Annotated in this window: 16 protein-coding genes; 9 read left to right on the top strand and 7 right to left on the bottom strand. The window is 69.4% G+C overall.

The window, feature by feature from the left end:
- Positions 1-256: 256 nt before the first annotated feature.
- Positions 257-1,303 (top strand): branched-chain amino acid aminotransferase, encoded by a 1,047-nt coding sequence (locus ACULPM_RS00840; RefSeq protein ID WP_445330918.1) that lies wholly within the window; start codon positions 257-259, stop codon positions 1,301-1,303.
- A 302-nt stretch (positions 1,304-1,605) separates the two neighbouring features.
- Here ACULPM_RS00840 and ACULPM_RS00835 read toward each other — a convergent pair whose 3' ends face one another.
- Entirely contained in the window at positions 1,606-2,850 is a 1,245-nt protein-coding gene (locus ACULPM_RS00835) for a hypothetical protein (RefSeq protein ID WP_445330917.1), read from the bottom strand.
- 381 nt (positions 2,851-3,231) lie between these two features.
- Here ACULPM_RS00835 and hisS point away from each other — a divergent pair, with 381 nt between their 5' ends.
- Positions 3,232-4,548, top strand: a complete 1,317-nt coding sequence (gene hisS, locus ACULPM_RS00830; RefSeq protein WP_445330916.1) for a histidine--tRNA ligase — start codon at positions 3,232-3,234, stop codon at positions 4,546-4,548.
- Positions 4,549-4,668: 120 nt separating this feature from the next.
- Here the strand turns inward: hisS and ACULPM_RS00825 are convergent, their stop codons facing one another.
- Genes ACULPM_RS00825 through ACULPM_RS00815 form a run of 3 tightly spaced genes read right to left on the bottom strand, consistent with a single transcriptional unit; the run spans position 4,669 to position 8,056 of the window.
- Positions 4,669-5,922 carry an ABC transporter permease gene (locus ACULPM_RS00825; RefSeq protein WP_167930181.1) on the bottom strand — a complete coding sequence of 418 codons (1,254 nt, stop codon included), beginning with the start codon at positions 5,920-5,922 and terminating at the stop codon, positions 4,669-4,671.
- Positions 5,919-6,737, bottom strand: coding sequence for an ABC transporter ATP-binding protein (locus ACULPM_RS00820; protein WP_445330915.1), 819 nt, complete (start codon positions 6,735-6,737; stop codon positions 5,919-5,921). The genes ACULPM_RS00825 and ACULPM_RS00820 overlap by 4 nt, the downstream gene beginning before the upstream one ends.
- A 2-nt stretch (positions 6,738-6,739) precedes the next feature.
- Positions 6,740-8,056: an efflux RND transporter periplasmic adaptor subunit gene (locus ACULPM_RS00815; RefSeq protein WP_445330914.1), complete on the bottom strand. Its 1,317-nt coding sequence runs from the start codon at positions 8,054-8,056 to the stop codon at positions 6,740-6,742.
- A 247-nt stretch (positions 8,057-8,303) separates the two neighbouring features.
- On the opposite strand from ACULPM_RS00815, the gene ACULPM_RS00810 reads away from it, so the two are divergent.
- From ACULPM_RS00810 to ACULPM_RS00790, 5 genes are all read left to right on the top strand, one after another.
- Entirely contained in the window at positions 8,304-8,981 is a 678-nt protein-coding gene (locus ACULPM_RS00810; RefSeq protein WP_445330913.1) for an RluA family pseudouridine synthase, read from the top strand.
- 397 nt (positions 8,982-9,378) lie between these two features.
- Positions 9,379-10,998, top strand: a complete 1,620-nt coding sequence (locus ACULPM_RS00805; protein WP_445330912.1) for a 4Fe-4S dicluster domain-containing protein — start codon at positions 9,379-9,381, stop codon at positions 10,996-10,998.
- Between the two features lie 79 nt (positions 10,999-11,077).
- The gene (locus ACULPM_RS00800; protein WP_167930177.1) at positions 11,078-12,133 is read left to right on the top strand and encodes a nucleoid-associated protein; all 1,056 of its coding nucleotides are present in this window, start codon (positions 11,078-11,080) and stop codon (positions 12,131-12,133) included.
- Between the two features lie 358 nt (positions 12,134-12,491).
- On the top strand, positions 12,492-13,736 hold the full coding sequence (locus ACULPM_RS00795; RefSeq protein ID WP_445330911.1) for a coiled-coil domain-containing protein: 1,245 nt from the start codon (positions 12,492-12,494) through the stop codon (positions 13,734-13,736).
- 106 nt (positions 13,737-13,842) lie between these two features.
- Entirely contained in the window at positions 13,843-14,778 is a 936-nt protein-coding gene (locus ACULPM_RS00790; RefSeq protein WP_445330910.1) for a polysaccharide deacetylase family protein, read from the top strand.
- A gap of 285 nt (positions 14,779-15,063) precedes the next feature.
- On the opposite strand, the gene ACULPM_RS00785 is transcribed toward ACULPM_RS00790, so the two are convergent.
- From ACULPM_RS00785 to ACULPM_RS00775, 3 genes are read right to left on the bottom strand one after another with little or no spacing between them, the layout of a single operon-like run.
- Positions 15,064-16,869 (bottom strand): ABC transporter ATP-binding protein, encoded by a 1,806-nt coding sequence (locus ACULPM_RS00785; RefSeq protein WP_445330909.1) that lies wholly within the window; start codon positions 16,867-16,869, stop codon positions 15,064-15,066.
- Positions 16,869-19,118, bottom strand: coding sequence for an ABC transporter ATP-binding protein (locus ACULPM_RS00780; RefSeq protein ID WP_445330908.1), 2,250 nt, complete (start codon positions 19,116-19,118; stop codon positions 16,869-16,871). Before ACULPM_RS00780 ends, ACULPM_RS00785 begins: the two co-directional genes overlap by 1 nt.
- Positions 19,115-19,582 (bottom strand): MarR family transcriptional regulator, encoded by a 468-nt coding sequence (locus ACULPM_RS00775; RefSeq protein ID WP_445330907.1) that lies wholly within the window; start codon positions 19,580-19,582, stop codon positions 19,115-19,117. The genes ACULPM_RS00780 and ACULPM_RS00775 overlap by 4 nt, the downstream gene beginning before the upstream one ends.
- A gap of 429 nt (positions 19,583-20,011) precedes the next feature.
- Between ACULPM_RS00775 and nadA the strand changes: the two genes are divergently transcribed.
- Positions 20,012-20,938, top strand: a complete 927-nt coding sequence (gene nadA, locus ACULPM_RS00770; protein WP_445330906.1) for a quinolinate synthase NadA — start codon at positions 20,012-20,014, stop codon at positions 20,936-20,938.
- A gap of 1 nt (position 20,939) precedes the next feature.
- Positions 20,940-22,250: an L-aspartate oxidase gene (locus ACULPM_RS00765; RefSeq protein WP_445330905.1), complete on the top strand. Its 1,311-nt coding sequence runs from the start codon at positions 20,940-20,942 to the stop codon at positions 22,248-22,250.
- Positions 22,251-22,282: the final 32 nt, after the last annotated feature.

The following is a 22,282-nucleotide window of genomic DNA, read 5'->3' as shown; positions in this document are numbered from 1 at the left end:
CTCTCCATGCATCCTACACCTGCGACAACGCGGAGGGGAGGCCCCTGCCGGGGCCTCCCCTCCGTCTCGATAGGTGCGGAAACGCGCTATCGGCTCAAGGTGTTTCGCTGAGGTTGGAAATCAACCCCCGTGTACGCCGCGGGGCCCTCCGCCCGAGGGTCCGCGCAATGTTACAACCTCCGCAACCCGTCGTTCTTCTCGCCCTGAATGGGTTTATCGTTTGCGCAGCACACAATCCCGGCACGAGGGGGCAATCATGGCAGTGGAGAAGAAGGACATCGACTGGGGCGGCCTCGGCTTTGCCTACCAGCCTACAGACTACAGCTACGTCTGCAACTATCACGACGGCGCCTGGGAGGAGGGCGGCCTCACCACCGACCACACCCTCACGCTCTCCGAGTGCGCGGGCATCTTCCACTACTGCCAGGAGGTCTTCGAGGGCCTCAAGGCCTACACCACCAAGGACGGCGACATCGTCTGCTTCCGCCCGGACCTCAACGCTGCCCGCATGGCCGACTCCGCGCGCCGCATCGTGATGCCGCCGTTCCCGGAGGACAAGTTCGTCGAGGCGGTCAAGATGGTCGTCAAGGCCAACGAGGCATGGGTGCCGCCCTTTGGCTCGGGCGCCACGCTCTACGTCCGCCCGTTCATGGTCGCCACCGGCGACGTCATCGGCGTCAAGCCGGCCGACGAGTACCAGTTCCGCATCCTCGTGACCCCCGTGGGCCCGTACTACTCCGGCGGCGTCAAGCCGGTCGCCGTGAAGGTCCCCGAGTACGACCGCGCCGCCCCGCACGGCACCGGTGCCATCAAGGCCGGCCTCAACTACGCCATGAGCCTCTACCCGAGCGTCCAGGCGCACGCCGAGGGCTTCGCGGACAACATGTTCCTCGACCCGCAGACCCACACCTACGTGGAGGAGTCCGGCGGCGCCAACTTCATGTTCGTGGACCGCGAGGGCACGATCGTGGTGCCGCAGTCCGCCACCGACTCCATCCTGCCCTCCATCACGCGCCGCAGCCTCGTGCAGGTGGCGCGCGAGATGCTCGGCATGACCGTGGTGGAGCGCCCGGTCACCTTCGAGGAGGTCGCGAGCGGCGCCTTCGTCGAGTGCGGCATGTGCGGCACCGCGGCCGTCATCAGCCCCGTGGGCAAGGTCGTCAACGGCGACACCGAGGTCGTCTTCGGCGAGGGCGGCATGGAGCATGTCGGCCCCGTCATGTCCAAGCTGCGCGAGACCCTGACCGGCATCCAGGCCGGTGAGGTCGCCGGTCCCGAGGGCTGGGTCGTCAAGATCGCCTAGGCCAGGCGAGAAGAACCTGGCGTCCGTCGGCCGCCCCTGCCCGCCCGGGTGGGGGCGGCCGCTTGCGTCGGGCCTCGTCCCGCTCCGGAGCGGGCCGGCTCCGGGTGCGTAGAGTCCCGCGCCGGGTACGTACAGTCCCGCGCCGGGTACGTACACGACTTCCCTGCTGAGGCATGGGCCTGTGCGACAAATCCGCAGGTAGGCATGGCGGCGAAAGTGTATCAAACTTACAACTTAGTACGTACCCGGCCTGAGATTGTACGTACCCGGGCGGGAGGTGTACGTACCCGGACGCCCGGGGCCTACTCCAGGTGAATGATGCCCTCTGCCTCGTCAACGCGGGCCGTGAGACCGAAGAGGGCCGCGAAGTCCTCGACCGGCATCGCCACCGCGTCAGAGAGGCCCGCCTCCTCGGAGCTGCAGCTGACCATGCTGGTGCGGTCGTTGAGCTCAAGGCGAGCGACCTTCCTGCCGTTCTCCAGCCCGACGTACTCCATGTGGCCGCTCACGTTGCCGACCTCCCACGAGAAGCCGGTCGCATCATCCTCGTAGCTGCCTCCCGCAAGCTGGGCCACCTGCTGGACGAGCCACGAGCCGCCCTCGTCACGCTCGCGCGGGTCCGTTCCGTCCATGTTGACGCGCACGAGGTAGCGGCCCTGATCGTCGCTCCAGCGGGCGACGACGCCCCCGCCCTCCGAGATGTGGTCGCGCTGGTAGGGGTTGGTGGCGTCTCCCCAGGAGGTCTCGCCCAGCCCAAAGGGGACCTCCTCGCCGCGCACTGCGATGCGGTCGATGGCGGTGCGGTGCAGCGACTCCAGGTGGCGCTCGGGCAGCGTGGCGTCGGCCGGCGCCACGCCGTCGGCGATGAGCTGGGCATAGGCGCTCGCGAGCGCCTCGAGGTCCCTCTCGGCGTCGAGCTCGCCGTAGAGCGCGACGTCCCCCAGCTGCTTCCAGCCCATGGGATCGCCGTCCTCCGCCGAGAGAGTGCCGTCGAACCAGCGGATGGCCACGCTCGTGGAGGCGTTCTCGCGGACCCACTCGGCGGGGTTGTACGCAAGCTCGGGCTCGTAGAGGGCGTCGACCTCCTCGAGCAGCGCGAGCGCCTCCTCGAGCTGGGCATAGTTGCGCACGTAGAGCTCGGGCCAGCCGGGCGAGAAGACGATGCCCGACTCGCCCTGGCCGGCGACCCGCTCCGAGAGCTCCGTGACGACGTCGTCGTGGTAGAGGTCCCTGACTGCGGAGGGGTAGTCGCAGGACACGCGCGGCTTGGGTCCGGAGGGGAACTTGCCGCTCACGGGCTCGGTTATCTCGCCGGTGGCGGTGAACGTGAGGTCGCGCTCGGTCGAGCGCAGCGTGTAGACGACCTTCTGCGGGACCTCGCGCACCTCCTCGGACGCCACGACCTCGAAGCCCTCGTTGGGGCACTGGAGCGCGGCGTAGTCAAGCACCTCCGCCTCGCTCGGCGCGGGCGAGTCGATGGGGACGCCGCAGGCGGCAAGGCAGCAGGCGGCGAGCAGGGCGAGAAGGGCGGAGCGCACGCGTCCCATGGGCGCCTCCTTACAAGGCGTGGCGTGGCAACATTGTAGCAGCGGTGCCGGGCGGCGCGTCCTTCTCGCGGCGCGCACGGGCAGGGCGCTGCGGTCTTTGGGGTCGTGGCAATCCGGTGCGATAGGACGTTGACGAAATTGGGGTCGTGGCAGCGTTGGGGCTGCCACGACCCGCATTTCCGCAACATGACGCCACAAAGGCCCAGATGGCTGGTTGGGCGCGCTGCCACAACCCCCATTTGGACAACGTCCCGCGGCGCCAGATTGCCATAACCCCGCGGCGCGCAACGCTCGTGGCGAGAGTCGCGCGGCGAGAAGAACGGGCGGCGTGTCGGGGTATACTGAACGATTGGAAAACCGGCGCGAGAAGGGAATCGCACGATGGCACAGAAGGTTCAGGGCACCGAGGACCTCTACGGCGGCTACATGCGCGCCTGGCAGCGCATGCAGGACGTGGCGCGCGACCTGTTTGGCGCCTACGGCTTCGACATGATCGAGACGCCGGCCATCGAGCAGGTGGACACCTTCGTCCACGGCATCGGCGAGTCCACGGACGTGGTGCGCAAGGAGATGTTCCGCGTGGTCTCGGGCGCGCTCTTCGGCGACCTTCTGGAGAAGGGCACCGAGGCGGGCCTCAAGCCGCGCCAGCGCATGGCCATGCGTCCCGAGGGCACGGCCGGCGTGGTGCGCTCCGTGGTGGAGAACAACCTCGTGCCGCAGGGCGCGGCCCCGGCCAAGCTCTGGTACGCCGAGGCGATGTTCCGCGGCGAGCGCCCGCAGAAGGGCCGCCTGCGCCAGTTCCACCAGGTGGGCGTCGAGTGGCTCGGCGCGAGCGACCCTGCGGCGGACGCCGAGTGCATCATCATGCTCATGGAGTACTTCGAGCGCCTGGGCTTTGCCCGCGAGAGCCTGCGTCTCGTGATCAACTCGATGGGCGACGCCGCCTGCCGCCCCGCCTACCGCGACAAGGTCCGCGCGTTCATCCTCGACCACAAGGACGAGATGTGCGACGACTGCCTCGAGCGCGCCCAGATCAACCCGCTGCGCGCCTTCGACTGCAAGAACGACCACTGCCGCGAGGTCATGAAGGGCGCGCCGCTCGCGCCGGACAACCTCTGCGATGAGTGCGCGGCGCACTATGCGGCCGTCAAGCGCTACCTGGACGCGGCCGGCGTGGCCTACGTCGAGGACCCCACGCTCGTGCGCGGCCTGGACTACTACACGCGCACGGTCTTCGAGGTGGAGGCCGTGGGCGCGGGCGTGGGAGCCATCGGCGGCGGCGGCCGCTACGACGGCCTCGTGGAGCTCGAGGGCGGCAAGCCCACGCCGGGCTTGGGCTTTGCGGTGGGCTTCGAGCGCATCGCGCTCGCGCTCGCGGCGGCCGGCGTCGAGATGGGCGGCGACGAGCCGACCTGCGTCTACGTGGCCACGACCGGCGGCGAGGCGGAGCGCGCGGCGGCCTTCGACGCGTGCCTGGCCCTGCGCGGCGCGGGCGTGCGCACCGAGGCCGACTACCAGGGCCGCTCGCTCAAGTCCCAGTTCAAGCAGGCCGACAAGCTGCGCGCGCAGCTCTGCGTGGTGCTCGGCGGCGACGAGGTGGCCGCCGGCGCGGCAACGCTGCGCGACATGGGCACGCACGAGCAGGTGCAGGTGCCCATGGCAGAGCTGGTCGATGCCGTGAGGGCCCGCCTCGGGTAGGACATTGGGCGTCTGCCACGGGCGTCAGGCCTATGCCACGGGCGTCAGGTTTATTTGGCACACGTCGCATGTGCCAAATAAACCTGACGCCCGTGGCATAGGCCTGACGCCGGTGGCGCGCTACTGGTAGCGCAGGGCCTCGACGGGGTCCATCTTGGCGCCGCGGCGCGCCGGGTACCAGCCAAAGACGACGCCGATCCCCACGCAGATGCCCGTCGCCATGGCAACGGTCGCCGGGGAGATGACGGGCACGAGCTCGCCGCTCCCGCCCATCATCGAGCTCAGGGCCGAGCCCGCCACGCTCGCGAGCAGCCATGCCCCGCCGTAGCCGACGCCCACGCCGATGACGCCGCCCACGATGCAGATGGTCACGCTCTCCAGCAGGAACTGCCCCGTGATGTCCCCGCGCCGGGCTCCGAGCGCCTTGCGCAGGCCGATCTCGCGGATGCGCTCGGTCACGTTGGTGAGCATCATGTTCATGATGCCGATGCCGCCCACCAGAAGCGAGATGCTCGCCACCGCGAGCGCGAGCATGCGGAAGGTCGCCGTCGTGGCGTCGAGCTGGTCGATGAGCGCCTGTGCCGTCTGGACGTAGACGTAGCCCTCGTCGCTCGAGAACGAGGTCTGCCCCTCCTCGGGGTAGGGGATGTTGTAGCGCTGGTAGAGATAGCTCTCGGTGTTTGCCGCCACGGCGTACATGTCCGACCCCTCGCGCGCGAAGCCGAGGATCTGCCAGGAGTTGTACCCGCCCTGCCCGATGAGGCGCGTGACGGCGGTCGACGCCGGCATGTAGGCGATGTCGCTCTGGTAGGGCGTGTCGGTCTTGATCGCGCCCACGACGGTGTACTGCGACGAGCCGATGCGCACGGTCTTTCCCACGCAGTCCGCGTCGGGGGAGCCAAAGAGGTTCTGCACCGAGGACCCGCCGAGCACGACGACCATCGCGCCGTCCTCCTCTTCCTCCTCGGTGAAGAGCCTGCCCTGCGTGGCGGAGAGCCCCATGCCCTGGAAGTAGGCGGGCTCGCACGCGGTGATGCTCAGGTACTCCACCTCGGCGGTGCTCGACGAGGCCGGGACCCCGGCGTAGGTGTAGCCGGTGACGAACTCGTAGTCGCCCGCGAGCGCCTGGCCCATCTCCTCGATGTCGTCCCGGTCGAGCGGCTGGTTGCCGGGAGGCCAGCAGGTGATGCTGACCGTTCGGGACATGTTGAGGCCGAGCTGGCCCACGAGCTGGGCCTTCACGCCGTCGATGAGCGCCGTCATGGCGATGACGGCCGCGATGCCGATGACGATGCCCAGGATGGTGAGGAGGCTCCGCGCCCGGTTGGCGAGAAGCGCGGACGAGGTCTCGTAGGCGAGGTCGCGGAACTTCATAGGCAGGGCACCCCCAGGAGCCGTGAGCGGTTCTTCGGAGCGGCGGGCGAGGTCGGGGAGGGGCCGGCGGCGTGCCCGCCCTTCTCGCCCGCGTCCTTCTCGCGCTGCGCGAGGCCCGCGAGGTAGGCGCGCTCCTCCTCGTCCGAGAAGAGCCTGCCGTCGCGGATGTGCACGGTGCGGTCGGCCCAGGCGGCGACCTCCGGGTCGTGCGTGATGAGGATGATGGTCTTGCCGCGCCGCTGCATGCGCTGGAAGGTGCGCATGACCATCTCCCCGGTGGCGGTGTCGAGGTTGCCGGTCGGCTCGTCGGCGAGGATGATGGCCGGGTCGTTGACGAGCGCCCGCGCGATGGCGACGCGCTGCATCTGGCCGCCGGAGAGCTCGTTGGACCGGTGGAGGTAGTGCTCCTCCGGCAGGCCCACTGAGCGCAGGGCGCGCCAGGCGGCGAGCTCGCGGTCGCGCATGGGGCGGTCGGAGTAGACGAGCGGCAGCATCACGTTGCGCAGCACCGTTGCGCGCGGCAGCAGGTTGAACGACTGGAAGACAAAGCCGAGCCTGCTGGAGCGCACGTGCGCGAGGTCGTCCTCGGAGAGCTCGGAGACCTCAACGCCCTCGAGCCGGTAGGAGCCGGCCGTCGGCCGGTCGAGGCAGCCGAGGGTGTTCATGAGCGTGGACTTGCCTGAGCCCGACGGGCCCATGATGGCGAGGAACTCGCCGCGCGCCACCTTGAGGGAGATGCCGCGCAGGGCGGTGGTGTGGCCGGCGGCCGTCTCGTAGATGCGCCAGAGGCCGCGGACGTCGATGACGGCGGACATGGCTAGGCCGCCGGGGCGTCGGCAGCCGCCACGTCGGCGCCGTCGGGCTCGGCGGCGCCGGCCGCCGCGTCGCCCCCGGCGGATGTCGGGTCGACGGAGAACGGGTCGAGCACCACGAGGTCGCCCTCGGACACGTCGCCCTCGATCACGGCCGTGGTGTCGCTCTGCGCGGGCACGCTCACGTCGCGCCGCTCCACGGCCTCGGTCTCGGGGTCGCTCATCACGTAGACGTAGTACGAGACGCCGTCGTCGGTCATGAGCGCGGATACGGGCACGGTGAGCGCGTCGGGCACGCTCTGCATGAGGATTTCCACGCTCGCCGTCATACCGGGCTTGAGCTCGGGCGCGGGGTCGGGGATGAGAAGCTCGACGTCGTAGGTGACCACCCCGCCGGAGCCGCCGTAGGGGTCGGCCGCCGCCGTGGTGGAGATGCGCGTCACCTGCGCGTCGAGCATGGTGCCCGGGAGCGCCGAGAAGGTCACGCGCGCCGCCTGCCCCACGGCGATGCGAGAGATGTCGACCTCGTTCACCTGCACCTTGACGGTCATTTGGGACAGGTCGGCGATCTGCACGAGCGGGCCCGAGCCGCCGCCCTCCGCGCCGGAGGACGTCGTCCCGCCCGCGCCGACGGCCGCGCCCGCGACGGCGTTCAGCGCCACGACGGAGCCGGACGCCGGCGCCTTGACGGTGCGCCCGGCGGCCGTTGCGACGGCGTTGTCGTAGGCGTCCTGGGCGATCTCCAGGTTGAGGCGGGAGGTCTCCAGCTCGATGAGCTTGGCGGCGAGGGCGTCCTTGTCCACCTCGTCCGCGTAGTAGAGCTCGTTGTAGGCCTTCTGCACCGTGTCGTTCTCGGCGCGCTTGGTCCTGAGGTCGAGCTCGGCCTGCTTGACGGCGCGGTCGAGCTCGTCGTTCTTGATGGTGAGAAGGACCTGGCCCTCGGCCACGGCGTCGTCGAGCGCCACGTCCACGGACGCGATGACGCCGTCGGCCTTGGGCGTCACCACCACGGAGGTGAGCGGCTGAGCCGTCCCCGTGGCCTGCACGGACTCGGAGAACTCCTCGCGCATGAGCGGGATCGTCTGAAGCGGGGCCTCCTCCGCGGGCTGGCTCGACGCCGAGGTCAGGACCGCCCAGGCGATTCCCGCGGCCACCACGATGCCGCCCACGACGCCCGCCGCGATGACCTTCTTGCGCCGCCGCGCCCGGCGGTGCCGCTGGAGGCTCTCGAGGGCGAGCCGCTCCTCGACGTCCTCCTCGGCGTCGGGGGCGTCCTCCCCCTCCGCATGGGGGAGCTTCATCTTGAGGTCGTCGCGCGTCATGGTGGGTCCGCCTCTCTCGGCAGGCTGAAGGCCGGCTGAACGAATGGGCCGAGCGTAGACCATCGGCGTGCGGCGCGCCATCCCGGGCGGGGCGTCCGAGGGGGTGAGGGGCGGTAAAAGGGCAGGTGAGCGGCGGAACTTACGATACTGTCACACTTGGGGGGCGCCTTGCGCCCTCGGGGCCGCTCGCGCCGCGCCCGCCTGACGCCCCTCACGGGTATGCTGGTGGGGACGAAGGGGGGTCGGCGTGGACGGCGCGCGCATCATCTACGAGGACGAGGTCCTTCTCGCCTGCGACAAGCCGGCGGGGATGCTCGTGCACGGGGACGGCACCGGCGCGCGCACGCTCACGGACGTCGTGGCGGAGCACCTCGCGGCAGAGGGCCGCCCGGAGGCGCGCCCGCAGGCCGTGCAGCGCCTCGACGTGGGGACCACGGGTCTCGTGCTCTTCTCGCTCGACCGCGCCACGCAGGCGGAGCTCGATCGCCAGGTGGCGGGCCACGCCATGCGCAAGACCTACCTCGCGGTGGTGCGCGGGGCGTTCCCGGGCGGGGAGCGGCTGATCGACCGGCCCATCGGGCGCGACCGCCACGACGCCCGGCGCATGCGCGCCTGCCGGCCGGGGCAGGGCAGGCCCGCCGAGACACGCGTGCGGCGCGTGGCGAGCTCGGGCGGGCGCTCGCTGCTGAGGGTTGAGCTCCTCACCGGCAGGCGCCACCAGATCCGCGTGCACCTCGCCTCGATGGGGTTTCCCATCGTGGGCGACGAGCTCTACGGCGGGGCGAGAAGCACGGAGGGCCTGCTGCTGCACGCCTGGCGCGAGGAGGTGGTCCATCCCGTGACCGGCGAGCTCCTGCGCCTTGAGACCGCCTGGCCCGAGCGCCTCTGGCCGTCCCCGCCCCCGGAGGCGCGGGCGCGCCACTGACGTCAGACGTGCCTGGCACGTGTGCCACTGACGTCAGACGTGCTTGGCACGGTCAGCACGTGCCTGACGCGCCGTCTGGCCGGAGGTGTCGCGAATCCCCCGCGCTGCCGCGTTGCGGGGGATTCGCGACGGTTCTTCTCGGCAAACCGTCGCCTTGGCCCCGCACGCCGTCTCTGCGGGGGAGAGGCGACGGTTCGCGTCGGGGCCGGCGCCGTGGCCGGACCCACGGCCGGCGCCGTGGCCGGACCCACGGCCGGCGTCGCGGCGGGGAAATCCCCCGCGCCGCCCGCCGCCCCCTTCGGCGAGAACCTCCCAACGTGTGCGATACTAGTCTGTTAGAGGCGCCTCTGAGGGGAAGCGCCGGACAAGGGAGAAGAGAGCCGGGAGAGGGGCAACGATGGCCGACACCATGCGTGGCGTGTACACCAACCTGACCGAGATCCGTCGCAAGGTCTTCAGCTCCGTGGCGAGCGTCGCCTACGACATGAAGGAAGACGACGAGAAGACCACCCGCCGCAAGATCCGCGACCTGCCGTACGACATCATCCCCGGCGACGTGGCCACGTACCGCGAGTCGGTCTTCCTCGAGCGCGCCATCGTCGAGCAGCGCATCCGCCTCGCCATGGGCCTGCCGCTGCAGAGCGTCGACAAGCGCGAGAGCCTGACCGACGGCCTCGCCGACGCCTCCGTCGCCGAGACCTACTACGAGCCGCCCCTGATCAACGTCATCAAGTTCGCGTGCAACGCCTGCGCGGACAACACCTATCGCGTGACCGACGGCTGCCAGGGCTGCCTCGCGCACCCCTGCCGCGAGATCTGCCCCAAGGGCGCCATCTCCTTCAAGGACAAGAAGGCCTACATCGACCAGGAGAAGTGCATCCACTGCGGCATGTGCTTCAACACCTGCCCCTACCACGCCATCCAGCACCAGGTGCGCCCGTGCGCGGACGCCTGCGGCATGCACGCGATCGGGTCCGACGACAACGGCCGCGCCCAGATCGACTACGAGAAGTGCGTCTCGTGCGGCCAGTGCCTCATCAACTGCCCCTTCGGCGCCATCGCCGACAAGAGCCAGATCTTCCAGGTCATCCAGGCCATCAACCGCGGCGACGAGGTCATCGCCGCCGTCGCCCCCGCCTTCGTCGGCCAGTTCGGCGGCAAGGGCAACGTGGACAAGCTCCGCCAGGCCTTCACGACGCTCGGCTTCTCCGGCATGGAGGAGGTCGCCATCGGCGCCGACCTCTGCACCGTCCAGGAGGCCGAGGACTTCGTCGAGGAGGTGCCCGAGAAGATCCCGTTCATGGGAACCTCGTGCTGCCCGGCCTGGTCGGTCATGGCCAAGACCGAGTTCCCGGACCACGCCGACTGCATCTCGATGGCCCTCACGCCCATGACGCTCACCGCCCGCCTCATCCGCAAGCAGCACCCCGAGGCCAAGATCGTCTTCGTGGGGCCGTGCTCCGCCAAGAAGCTCGAGGCCATGCGCAAGTCCGTCCGCTCCGAGGTCGACTTCGTGCTCACCTTCGAGGAGATGATGGGCATGATGAAGGCGCGCGGCATCGACGAGTACACCAAGCTCGAGGGCGAGGGCAGCTCGGACTTCGGCGTGGCGTCGGCCGACGGCCGCGGCTTCGCCGTCGCGGGCGGCGTTGCCAACGCGGTGGTCAACGCCATCAAGCGCCGCTACCCGGACCGCGAGGTCAACGTGGTCAACGCGGAGGGCCTCGATGAGTGCCGCAAGATGATGAAGGACGCCGTCAAGGGCAAGTACCCCGGCTACCTGATCGAGGGCATGGCATGCCCGGGCGGCTGCGTCGCCGGCGCCGGCACGCTCCAGGCCATCAACCGCACCGCCGCCGCCGTCAAGCGCTACGCGAAGAAGTCGCCGCGCAAGAACGCGACCGAGAACGCCTATCGCATGCTCATCCCGGCGCTCGAGCGCGACGCCGACGGCAAGAAGATGACCGGCGAGCAGGCGCTCGCCGAGACCATCGAGGCCAAGCGTCCCAAGGAGTAAGCAGAAATCCACCCAAGACTCGCCTAAAAGGGGCCTGTCCCCTTTTAGGCGAGTTTGCGTGACGCACGAGAGAGAACACATGCTCAAGGTAGACCACGCCATTCTTCACGTCTTCGACTTCGAGTCCGGGTCGACGTACCTCTCGGAGCGCCCGCTCGACCTCACGGTCCGCGCCACGCGCTCCTACGTCCAGCGCCACCTGCGCAAGATCTCGTCCAACGCGGAGAGCCGCCACGGCGAGTTCGCGCCCGACTCGGGCTTTGCCGGGGAGCTCCAGCGCTACCTCGCCGGCGAGCGGGAGTTCGTGGAGTTCTCAGTCGAGATCGCCCAGTGGTTCTGGGAGGAGCTGCGCCGCACGGAGGACCTCGAGCAGTGCGACCTGCTCGTCGCGGACTTCTGCGACACCGACGCCGGCGGCGTGGACGGCGCCTCAACGGACGCCGAGGTGGACGCCGCCTTCGACGGGCCGGCGGGCCGCCGGTTCTTCTCGATACTGCTGCTGCCGCGCCGGCAGGCCTTCGTGCACGAGGTGGGCGGCGACTCCAACGACATCGCGCGCGTGGACGCCACGCTGCCCAACCCCTCGCAGAAGGTGGCCTCCTACGTGCTGGTGGACGCCGAGACCGGGGCCATCGACTTCCACGACAAGGAGCGCTCCGTGGGCGGGACGAGCGTCTCGCTCATTCCGGAGCGGTTCCTGCAGTGCTCGAGCGAGGCCTCCAGCCACGAGGTGATCGACGAGGTCAACGTCATCGTGCGCGACGTCGCCGAGGAGTTCGGCCTCACGCCGGCCGTCGAGGTCTCGCGCGCGAAGGCCGTGGTGGCGCGCGCCGCCGAGGTCGAGGAGTCCTTCACGCCGGCCGAGGTGGGGCGCGAGGTCTTCCAGGACCGTCCCGACCTGCAGGAGCGCTTCGAGGAGCGCGTCCGCGAGGCGGCCCTGCCCGAGGAGGCACCCGTGCGCCGGGGCGTGGCCAACCGCCTCACGCGCAGCCACAAGATCCGCACCGACACGGGCGTGGAGATCACCTTCCCCTCCGACCTGGCCACCAAGCCCGGCTACCTGGACTTCTCCACGGACGCCGAGGGCCGCATCACCATCACCGTGGGCAACGTGGCGAGCATCGAGAACCGCTAGGCAAGAGGGGCGAGAAGAACCGCCCGCTCGGGGCCGCTGCGGAACGCGGGCCTGTGGCAGTGGCAGCGGTGCCGGCGTTGCGCCGTTTGGGGTCGTGGCAGGAATCAGGCTGCCATGACCCCCTTTCTTGCAGCGTGGGCGAGAAGAACCCCAGCTCGTTCTTCTCGCCCGCTGCCACGACCCCGATTTGCGCAACGCGCGAGCGGCTGCCGCTGCCATAGCCCCGACCCACGCAACGCCCCTCATCCCCGCTCGCGCACGCCGCTTTGGCCCCGTGTGCATCTCGTGGCCCCGGGGGATAACGGATAGAATAGGGGAGCGTTCCTCTGCACCTTATTCGTACCCAAGGAGGCACTTCATGCCCCGAACGCATGTCAGCATGGGCGACGCCGGCATCACGCCTCGCAGCGTCACGCGCCGGGACGCCCTCAGGCTCTTTATGGGCGCGGGCATCTGCGCCACGTTCTTCCCCGCCGTCGCGCGGGCCGAGACCACCCAGGAGAAGCTCGACGCGGCCCAGATGAGCTTCGAGGATGCCCAGGCCGAGCTCAACCGCATCGGCCAGGAGACCGCCGAGGTCGCGGGTCGGCTCTCCGAGACCCAGGTCCAGATCAGCGAGCTCAACGCGCAGATCGACCAGACGCAGGCCGACATCGAGTCCAAGCAGGACGAGATCGACGAGCGCCAGGCCGAGATCGAGGAGAAGCAGGAGCGGCTCGGCGACCGCATGACGTCCGCCTACAAGTCGGGCGCGCAGGGCACGCTCGACCTCATCCTCTCGGCGACGACCTTCGACGAGCTGACGAGCAGCATTTTCTACCTCGACAAGGTGAGCGAGTCCGAGCGCGAGATGATCGAGGAGGTCAAGACCCTCAAGACCGAGCTCGAGACGAGCAAGGCCGAGCTCGAGGGGCAGAAGGCCGAGCTCGAGGCGCAGCGCGCCGACCTCGAGGACCTCCAGGCCCAGCAGCAGGAGGAGCTCGCGGAGACGCGTGCCAAGCAGCAGGAGGCCCAGAGCCTCGTCGACGGCCTCTCCGCCGAGGTCCAGGAGCTCATGCAGCAGCGCGACGAGGAGATCCTCGCCGCCCAGCGCGCTGCCGAGGAGGCCCGCCGTCAGGAGGAGGAGCGCAAGCGCCAGGAAGAGGAGGCCCGCAGGCAGCAGGAGCAGCAGAACCAGCAGGGCGGCGGCTCCTCCAACTGGGTGGGGGACACCCCCACCAACGGGTCGGGCTCGCTCCAGGCCGTGCTCAACGCCGCCTACGCCGTGGGCTCGCCGGGCACGGGCCTGTGCGCCGCCTGGGTCACCGACGTCTTCCAGTACGCGGGGCTTGGCTCGTTCTGGGGCAACGCCGACGACATGTACTACAGCTGGTGCCACACTGCCACGTCGCAGATCAAGCCCGGCATGATCATCGCCGTCAACTCGTCCCCGGCGAGCGCCGCCGGCCTCATCTACGGCCACATCGGCATCTACATGGGCAACGGCATCGTGCGCCACAACGTCGGCTTCATCCAGAACATGAGCCTCTCGTCCTGGGTGAGCTACTACAGTGCGCTCGCCACGCCGCTGTGCGGCTGGCTCGGCGGCATCGTGCTCTCGTAGGGCGGGCCCCACGCCGGCGCCCTCAACCTTGGATTCAGGGTGACCGAGCGTCGCGGAGTTCTCGTACAATGACCTGCCGACAAGGCGAGCAACTGCGAGGAGACTCATGGCAGGCAGGGCAGGAAGGCGGCCGAGCGCACAGGACCAGCAGCGTCACGCACGGGGGCTTCTCGTGGTGACGATGGTGCTCGTCGTGGCGCTTCTCGGTGGTGTGGGCGCGCTGGGCGCGCTCGTGGTGGCCGGGGCGTCGGGGGAGGCCGACTCCCAGGTGCGGGAGCTCCCCACGATCGTCGAGCCCGCCGCGCCCGAGCCCGAGCCGGAGCCGGAGCCCGAGTCCGCGGAGGACGACACGCGCGCCGCGGAGCTCGCGCTCGACCCGGATCGCCAGACGGACTGGAACTACGAGTCCAACGGCGAGAAGATCGTCTACCTGACCTTCGATGACGGCCCCTCCAAGAACACGGGCCGCGTGCTCGACATCCTCGACCAGTACGGCGCCAAGGCCACGTTCTTCGTGACCGGGCACGAGCCCGACTACCGCAGCTCGATCAAGGACGCCTACGACCGCGGCCACAGCATCGGCCTGCACTCGATGACGCACGACTACGACAAGATCTACGTCTCCGAGGAGGCGTTCTTCGCGGACCTCGAGCAGGTGGGCGAGGTCGTGAAGGAGCAGATCGGGTTCGTGCCGTACCTCACGCGCTTCCCCGGCGGCGCCTCCAACACCATCTCGGCGAACTACTGCACGGGCATCATGTCCGCGCTCGTGGAGGACGTCCCCGCGCGCGGCTACCAGTTCTACGACTGGAACGTGACCTCGGCGGACGCCTCCGGCAACAACGTCCCCGCGGAGACCATCGTGCAGTCCTCCTGCGTGGAGGGATACACCAACATCATGCTGCTCTTCCACGACGCCGCGACGAAGACCACCACCGTCGACGCCCTGCCGCAGATCATCGAGTTCTATCAGGAGCGCGGCTACGAGTTCCGCGCCATCGACCGCGAGAGCTTCGTCTGCCACCACGGCGTCAACAACTAGGGGCGGCAGGTCCTTCTCGCCCGTTTTTCTCGCCCGTCCTTCTCGCCCTTCGAGCATGCCCCTGTGCACGCCTCGGCCGAGCATGCCCCCGTGCACGGTTCTTGGCCCCATGGGGCAAGAATCTGTGAGCGGAGGCATGCTCGGTCACTCTGTGCGATAGGGCATGCCAGACGCAGGCGGATAACGCCCCCGGGGCACGACCTCGTGCCGCCGGGCATGCCCCGGCGCACGGATTCCCGCCTCGGGCGAGAAGGACCGTGCGCCCAGGCATGCCCGCGCCCTCCGCTAGGCCGCGTGGTCGAACTGCGAGTTGTAGAGCTCCGCGTAGAAGCCGCCCTTGGCGAGGAGCTCCTCGTGGGTGCCCTTCTCCACGACGTCGCCGTCGCGCAGCACCAAGATCACGTCTGCGTTGCGTATGGTCGAGAGCCGGTGAGCGATCACGAAGCTCGTCCGCCCGCGCATGAGCTCGTCCATCGCGCGCTGGATGAGCTCCTCGGTGCGCGTGTCCACGTTCGAGGTCGCCTCGTCGAGGATGAGAGCCGGGCGGTCGGCCAGCACGGCGCGCGCGATGGTCACGAGCTGGCGCTGCCCCTGGCTGAGGTTGGTGCCCTCCTCGTTGATCACGAAGTCGTAGCCGCCCGCAAGCGTGTGGATGAAGTGGTCGCAGCGGGCCGCGCGGGCGGCGGCCTCCACCTCCTCGTCGGTGGCGTCGGGACGGCCGTAGCGGATGTTCTCCCTGATGGTGCCGTTGAAGAGCCACGTGTCCTGCAGCACCATCGCGAACTCCTCGCGCAGTGCCGCACGGTCCCACTGCCGCACGTCGATTCCGTCCACCGTGAGCGAGCCCGCGTCGACGTCCCAGAAGCGCTGCAGCAGCTTGATGAGCGTCGTCTTGCCCGCGCCGGTGGGTCCCACGATGGCCACGGTCTGGCCGGGCTCCGCCACGCAGGAAAAGTCGTGGATGACGGTCTGGCCCGGCACGTAGCCAAAGCGCACGTGGTCAAAGACGACGCGCCCCTCGCGGCGTGCGGGCACCTGCGGCCGCTCGGGCTCGGACTCCTCGGGCGCGGCCAGGAACTCGAAGACGCGCTCCGTGGCGGCTGCCATGGACTGCATCGTGTTGGACACGTTGGCCAGCTGCTGGATCGGCTGCGTGAAGTTGCGCACGTACTGGATGAAGCTCTGGATGTCGCCGGGGCCGGCGGCGCCGTTGAGGCAGAGCCCCGCGCCCACCACCACGACGCCCACGTAGCCCATGTTGCCCACGAGGCTCATGAGCGGCATCATCAGGCCGGAGAGGAACTGGCTTCGCCACGCGCTCGTAAACAGGCGGTCGTTCTCGCGCTCGAACTCCTCGACGCAGGCGTCGGCGCGGTCGAAGACCTGGATGACGCCCTGTCCCGCGAAGTCCTCCTCCACGATGCCGTTCACCGAGCCCAGAACCTGCTGCTGCTCGCGGAAGTAGCGCTGCGAGAAGTGCACGACCACGCCCACGATGAGCACGGAGGCCGGCAGGGTGAGCACCGTCACGCCCGTGAGCGGCAGGCTGATGGAGAGCATCATCACGAGCACGCCCACGACCTGCGTGACGGAGGTGATGAGCTGCGTGATGGACTGGTTGAGCGACTGGCCGAGCGTGTCCACGTCGTTGGTGATGCGGCTGAGGACGTCGCCCTTGCTGTGCTCGTTGAAGTAGCCCATGGGGACCACCGCGATCTTCTCGGCTATCTCGGTTCGCATGCGGTGGCAGACCCGCTGGGTGACCCCGGTCATCAGCCACCCCTGGACGAGGTTGCAGGCGGAGCTTGCCAGGTAGATGCCCAGAAGCCCCAGCAGTGTGGCTCCGATCCAGGCAAAGTCCACGGAGCCCGTGCCCTGGACCGTGGCCACGAGCCCCTCGAAGAGCCTGGTGGTCACGGTGCCCAGCACGCGCGGGCCCACGATGTTGAACACCACGGACCCCACGGCAAAGAGCAGGGCGAGAAGGACGGCGAACTTGTGCCTTCCTACGTATCCCAGCAGCTTGACCATGGTGCCCTTGAAGTCCTTGGGCTTCTCGCCGCGTCCGCGGCCCCTTCCGACGGGCGGCATCAGCGCTCGCCTCCCTTCGTGTCGTTGGCGTGCAAAAGTGCCTGTCCCCTTTGCACGTCCAGGCCGAGCTCCTCGGCGGAGAGCTGGCTCTGGGCGATCTCGAGGTACGCGGGGCAGGTGCGCAGCAGCTCCTCGTGGGTCCCGCGGCCGACCACGTGCCCCTCGTCGAGCACGAGGATCTCGTCGGCGTGCATGATCGTGGCGATGCGCTGGCCCACCACCACGACCGCGGCGTCCGTGACCGTGCGGGCGAGCTCGGCGCGCAGCCGAGCGTCCGTGGCGTAGTCGAGCGCGGAGAAGGAGTCGTCAAAGACGACGACCTCCGGCCGCTTGGCGAGGGCGCGCGCTATGGCGAGGCGCTGGCGCTGCCCGCCGGAGACGTTGGTGCCGCCCTGGGAGATGGGCGCGTCGTATCCCTCGGCGCGCTCCTCGATGAACCCCTCTGCCTGCGCGACGCGCGCGGCCTCGCGCATGTCGTCGTCCGTCACCGCGTCCCCCGCGAACTTGAGGTTCGTCTCCACGGTCCCCGAGAAGAGCATGCCCTGCTGCGGGACGTAGCCGATGCGCCGGCGAAGCTCCGAGAGGCTCCAGTCGCGCACGTCCACGCCGTCGAGCAGCACGGCGCCGCCGGTGACGTCGTAGAGGCGCGGGATGAGCTGCACGAGCGTTGACTTGCCCGAGCCCGTGGAGCCGATGATGCCCGTCATGTGGCCGGGGCGCGTGGTGAAGCTCACCCCCTGGATCACGTCCTTGCGGGCGTCGGGGTACTGGAAGCTCACGTTGCGGAAGGTGAGCTCGCCGCGCGGCGCGCCCTCGGCGGGGAGCTTGGGGTGCGCCGGGTCGGTCACGGAGAGCGGGCAGGAGATGACCTCGTCCACGCGCTCGGCGGCCACCTCGGCGCGCGGGAGGATCACCGAGACCATGGTGAGGATCATGAACGCCATGACGATCTGCATGGTGTAGGAGATGAAGGCCATCATGTCGCCCACCTGCATGACGCCGTCGGCCACGCCGTGGGAGCCAAACCACACGATCATCACCGTGACGCAGTTCATGACGAACATGAGCAGCGGCATCATGAAGCTCATCGCGCGGTTGGTGAAGAGCTGCGTGCCCATGAGCTCCGAGCTTGCCTGGTCAAAGCGCGATAGCTCGTGCTTCTCGCGGCCAAACGCCCGGATGGGCATGATGCCGTCGAGCATCTCGCGCGCAACGAGGTTCACGCGGTCCACGAGCTGCTGCATCCTCTTGAACTTGGGCAGCGTGAGGCCCATGAGCACGCCGACGATGGCGCAGACGGCTATCACGGCGACGCCGATGGTCCACTCGAGGCCCGTGGAGGTGGCGAGCACGCGCAGGACCGCCACGACGCCCATGATGGGGGCGAGAAGGACGAGGCGCATGAACATCGTCGTGGCCATCTGGATCTGCTGTATGTCGTTGGTGCAGCGCGTGATGAGCGAGGCCTGGGAGAATCGGTTGACCTCGGCGGGGGAGAAGCGCATGACCTTGGCGAAGGCCTGCCGGCGCAGGTCGCGCGCGATGGTGGCGGCGGTGTGGGACGCGACGGCGCCCGTGAGGACCGTGGCCACGAGGCTCACGAGGCACAGGCCGAACATCTCGAGCGCGGTCCTGCCGAGGTAGGCGTTCTGGACGTCGGCGGCTGAGATGCCCTGCGCGGCGTACTCGGCGCTCACGTAGGAGATGGCGCGCTGGGTGACGAGCGAGCCGCCCATGCTGCCCATCTGCTCGCCGAGGGCCTCGGCAGCGTTGGCGAGCTGGTCACGAGCGACGAGGCCCGCGTCCACAGCCGCGTGGAGGGAGTCGAGCGTGAGGGTGGTGCCGGAGGGGACGGCGGTGTCGTTCCCGAGCGCGGAGGCGTCCACGCCCTGCCCGAGCGCGAGGGCGGCGACCTCCTGGAGCTCCATCGCCCGCGCGAGGTCCGAGCCCGCGTCCTTCTCGGCGTCCGTCCCCTGGAAGGCGCGGATGCCGGCGTCGTCTGCCGGGGCATAGGCGGCCTCCACGAGGGCGGCGTCCTCGTCGCTCATGAAGAGCTCGAGGTCGTCGAGCGAGCTCGCGCGGATGGAGTCCGGCACGGGGCTCTCGATGCCGCCCTGCTGGATTCCCACGTCGACGATCTCCGACATGAGTGAGGGGAGCGCCAGGTCCGCGTTGGCGGAGACCACGAGCAGCGCCGTCACGGCGACGAGTGCGAGGAGGTGGTTCTTGAAGAGCCTGAGGACCCTCATTCGGCCACCTCCCCCGTGACCGCCTCGACGAGGATGTCGCGCGAGCGTCGCACGATGCGCACGAGCTCCGTCGCGTCATCCGGCCCGAGGGCCTCCAGGTAGCGTACGACGGCCTGCGTGCGCTCCTGCCTGATGGAGTCCGCGCGCCGGCGCCCCTCGTCGGTGAGCGCCACCCTGACGCAGCGACGGTCCTCGCTCGAGTGCGTGCGCGTGACGAGCCCCTTCTCCTCGAGGGATCGAAGGATGTTGGCCGTGCGCGCGCTCGAGACCTGTGCGAAGGACCCGAGCGAGCCGGGCGTGAGCGGCTCTTCTGAGCGGAAAAGCGTCATGAGCACGGCGGTCTCCCCGCGCGTGGCGTTGAGCGCCTTGGGTCCCACGGCGCGTCCGAGCTGGCCGAGCTCCTGGAGGAGCTCCTGGGCGAGCTCGGCGTAGCTCGGCGCGAAGGAGGGTTCGTAGTCGTCCATCTCACTCCCTACTACTAGAAGATACTTACGGTGTTAGGTGATACCCGCCGAGCGCGCCCTCAGCGCCGCGCGTTCTTCTCGCCACGCGTTCTCCACAACGCGACACGGTGAGAAGGGCGCTTGGGGGGCGTCGTCGAGCATGTCGCGGCGCACGGTCCTGGCCTGGTGCCATGGCAAGTGCCCGTCGTCTGCATCGAGCATGCCCCTGCGCACGGTTTAGGCCTTCACGGAGTGAAAACCGTGCGCTCAGGCATGCCCGAGCGCTCCGTGCGCGGGGGCATGCCCAGGCCCTTCTCGCCGGGCGTCCTGCCGTGCCGGGACCCGCTCGAGCATGCCGGGGCGCACGGAATGCGTGTCTTCCGCCTCACTGTCTTGTCATCTGTCAAGCAAGCTGTATACTGTCATGGTTTGTCGACGAGGGGAGCGGACATGCTCACAGACGAGCTGCGCGCCGAGGTCGAGCGTCTCAAGGAGAGGCGCGACGCCGTGATTCTGGCCCACTACTACGTCCCGCCCGAGGTCCAGGAGCTGGCCGACCACGTGGGCGACTCCTTCGCCCTCGCCAAGCTCGCGGCCACGCTGCCGTGCCGCACGCTGGTCTTTGCCGGCGTGAGCTTCATGGCGGAGAGCGCCAAACTCCTCTCGCCGGACAAGACCGTCCTCATGCCGGACCCTGCCGCCGACTGCCCTATGGCCCACATGGTGCGCCGCGAGACGGTGGACGCCGCGCGAGAGCGCTACGGCGACGACCTGGCGGTGGCCTGCTACGTCAACTCCACGGCCGAGGTGAAGTCGTGGTCCGACGTCTGCGTCACGTCCTCGAACGCGGTGCGCATCGTGCGCGCGCTGCCGCAGGGAAACGTCCTCTTCGTGCCGGACCGCCATCTCGGCAGCTATGTGGCGAGCCAGGTGGCCGAGAAGAACGTGATCCTGAACGACGGCTACTGCCCCATCCACCGCGACATCTCCGCTAACGAAGTCCGCGCGCTCAAGGCAGCGTTCCCGGACGCGCCGGTGCTCGCGCACCCCGAGTGCGGTCCGGAGGCCATGGCGCTCGCGGACTTTGCCGGCTCCACCTCGCAGATCATCGAGGCGGCCGTGGCGGGCTCGGCGCGCGACTACATCGTCCTCACCGTGGACGGCGTCCGCGGCGAGCTGGAGCGGCAGACGGCCGGGACCGGCAAGCGCTTCCACTTCCCGGCCACGCGCCCGGCCTGCCCGGACATGGACCGCATCACGGTGGAGCGGCTCGTCGCCTGCCTGCGCGACGGCTCCGGCGAGGTGGGCCTGCCGCCGGCCGAGGTGGCCGAGGGCGCCCGCGCGGCGCTCACGCGCATGCTCGAGCTGGGGAGGTAGCATGGCGGGCGAGAAGGACGGCGTCATCGCGACGGACGAATCGCGCCCCGCGCGCGTGATCGACTGCGACGTGGTCATCGTCGGCTGTGGCGTGGCCGGCCTCTACTGCGCGCTCAACCTCCCGGAGGCGCTCTCGGTGCTCCTGCTCTCCAAGGAGGAGGTGGACCACTGCGACTCCATGCTCGCCCAGGGCGGCATCTGCGTCCTGCACGACCCGGGCGACTACGAGTCCTTCTTCGAGGACACGCTGCGCGCGGGCCACTACGAGAACCGCCTGGAGAGCGTGGACCTCATGATCCGCGCGAGCCGCCCCATCATCGACGACCTCATCAAGCGCGGCGTGCGCTTCGCCCGCAGGCCGGACGGCGAGCTCGACTACACCCGCGAGGGCGCGCACTCCCGCCCGCGCATCGTCTACCACGAGGACGTCACGGGGGAGGAGATCACCACGCACCTGCTGGCCTGCGTGCGCAGGCTGCCCCATGCGCGCATTCTCGAGCACACCTGCATGACGGACATCCTCGAGGGCTCCGAGGGCAGCGGCACGCGGGTGTGCCGCGGCGTCGTGGCCACGGGGCCGGACGGCGAGAGGATCGAGATCCGCGCGGACGCTACGGTCTTTGCCACGGGCGGCGTGGGCGGGCTCTACTCGCGCTCCACGAACTTCTCGTGCCTCACCGGGGACGGCTGCCGCATTGCCGCCGAGCACGGGGTCCTCCTTGAGCACATGGACTACGTGCAGATCCATCCCACCTCGCTCTGGAGCGAGCGACCCGGCCGCGCGTTTCTCATCTCCGAGTCCGCGCGCGGGGAGGGGGCGATCCTGCTGAACGACGCCGGCGAGCGCTTCACGGACGAGCTGCAGCCGCGCGACGTGGTCTCCGCGGCGATCTTTGCCGAGATGAGAAGAACGGGCGCGCAGCACGTGTGGCTCTCCTTCGAGCGGGTGCCCCGCGAGGTGATAGAGGGACACTTCACGCACATCCTGGAGCGCTGCCTCGAGGAGGGCTACGATATCCGCGAGCGCCCGATTCCCGTGGTGCCCGCCCAGCACTACTTCATGGGCGGCATCCATGTGGACTCGGACTCCCAGACCACCCTGCCGCACCTCTTCGCCTGCGGCGAGACCTGCTGCAACGGCGTCCACGGCAAGAACCGCCTTGCCTCCAACAGCCTGCTCGAGTCGCTCGTCTTTGCCCAGCGGGCGGCCGACAAGATCATGCGCGACCGCTTTGCCGAGGACACCGCGGCGCAGCTTGCGGAGGCCGTGAGACAATGGGGACAGGTTCATTTGTCTCATGTGCCTCAATGAGACAAATGAACCTGTCCCCATTGTCTCACGAG

The sequence above is a fragment of the Thermophilibacter sp. ZX-H3 genome, assembly GCF_052599055.1.
This window is presented reverse-complemented; position numbering and strand designations above follow the sequence as displayed.

What these genes read in the sequence shown, in the direction of transcription:
- ACULPM_RS00805 (WP_445330912.1), top strand. Translation starts at nt 9,379, where the DNA reads ATGGCCGACACCATGCGTGGCGTGTACACCAACCTGACCGAGATCCGT.
- ACULPM_RS00795 (WP_445330911.1), top strand. Translation starts at nt 12,492, where the DNA reads ATGCCCCGAACGCATGTCAGCATGGGCGACGCCGGCATCACGCCTCGC.
- ACULPM_RS00790 (WP_445330910.1), top strand. Translation starts at nt 13,843, where the DNA reads ATGGCAGGCAGGGCAGGAAGGCGGCCGAGCGCACAGGACCAGCAGCGT.
- ACULPM_RS00765 (WP_445330905.1), top strand. Translation starts at nt 20,940, where the DNA reads ATGGCGGGCGAGAAGGACGGCGTCATCGCGACGGACGAATCGCGCCCC.
- nadA (WP_445330906.1), top strand. Translation starts at nt 20,012, where the DNA reads ATGCTCACAGACGAGCTGCGCGCCGAGGTCGAGCGTCTCAAGGAGAGG.
- ACULPM_RS00780 (WP_445330908.1), bottom strand. Translation starts at nt 19,118, where the DNA reads ATGAGGGTCCTCAGGCTCTTCAAGAACCACCTCCTCGCACTCGTCGCC.
- ACULPM_RS00800 (WP_167930177.1), top strand. Translation starts at nt 11,078, where the DNA reads ATGCTCAAGGTAGACCACGCCATTCTTCACGTCTTCGACTTCGAGTCC.
- ACULPM_RS00775 (WP_445330907.1), bottom strand. Translation starts at nt 19,582, where the DNA reads ATGGACGACTACGAACCCTCCTTCGCGCCGAGCTACGCCGAGCTCGCC.
- hisS (WP_445330916.1), top strand. Translation starts at nt 3,232, where the DNA reads ATGGCACAGAAGGTTCAGGGCACCGAGGACCTCTACGGCGGCTACATG.
- ACULPM_RS00840 (WP_445330918.1), top strand. Translation starts at nt 257, where the DNA reads ATGGCAGTGGAGAAGAAGGACATCGACTGGGGCGGCCTCGGCTTTGCC.
- ACULPM_RS00835 (WP_445330917.1), bottom strand. Translation starts at nt 2,850, where the DNA reads ATGGGACGCGTGCGCTCCGCCCTTCTCGCCCTGCTCGCCGCCTGCTGC.
- ACULPM_RS00785 (WP_445330909.1), bottom strand. Translation starts at nt 16,869, where the DNA reads ATGCCGCCCGTCGGAAGGGGCCGCGGACGCGGCGAGAAGCCCAAGGAC.
- ACULPM_RS00825 (WP_167930181.1), bottom strand. Translation starts at nt 5,922, where the DNA reads ATGAAGTTCCGCGACCTCGCCTACGAGACCTCGTCCGCGCTTCTCGCC.
- ACULPM_RS00815 (WP_445330914.1), bottom strand. Translation starts at nt 8,056, where the DNA reads ATGACGCGCGACGACCTCAAGATGAAGCTCCCCCATGCGGAGGGGGAG.
- ACULPM_RS00820 (WP_445330915.1), bottom strand. Translation starts at nt 6,737, where the DNA reads ATGTCCGCCGTCATCGACGTCCGCGGCCTCTGGCGCATCTACGAGACG.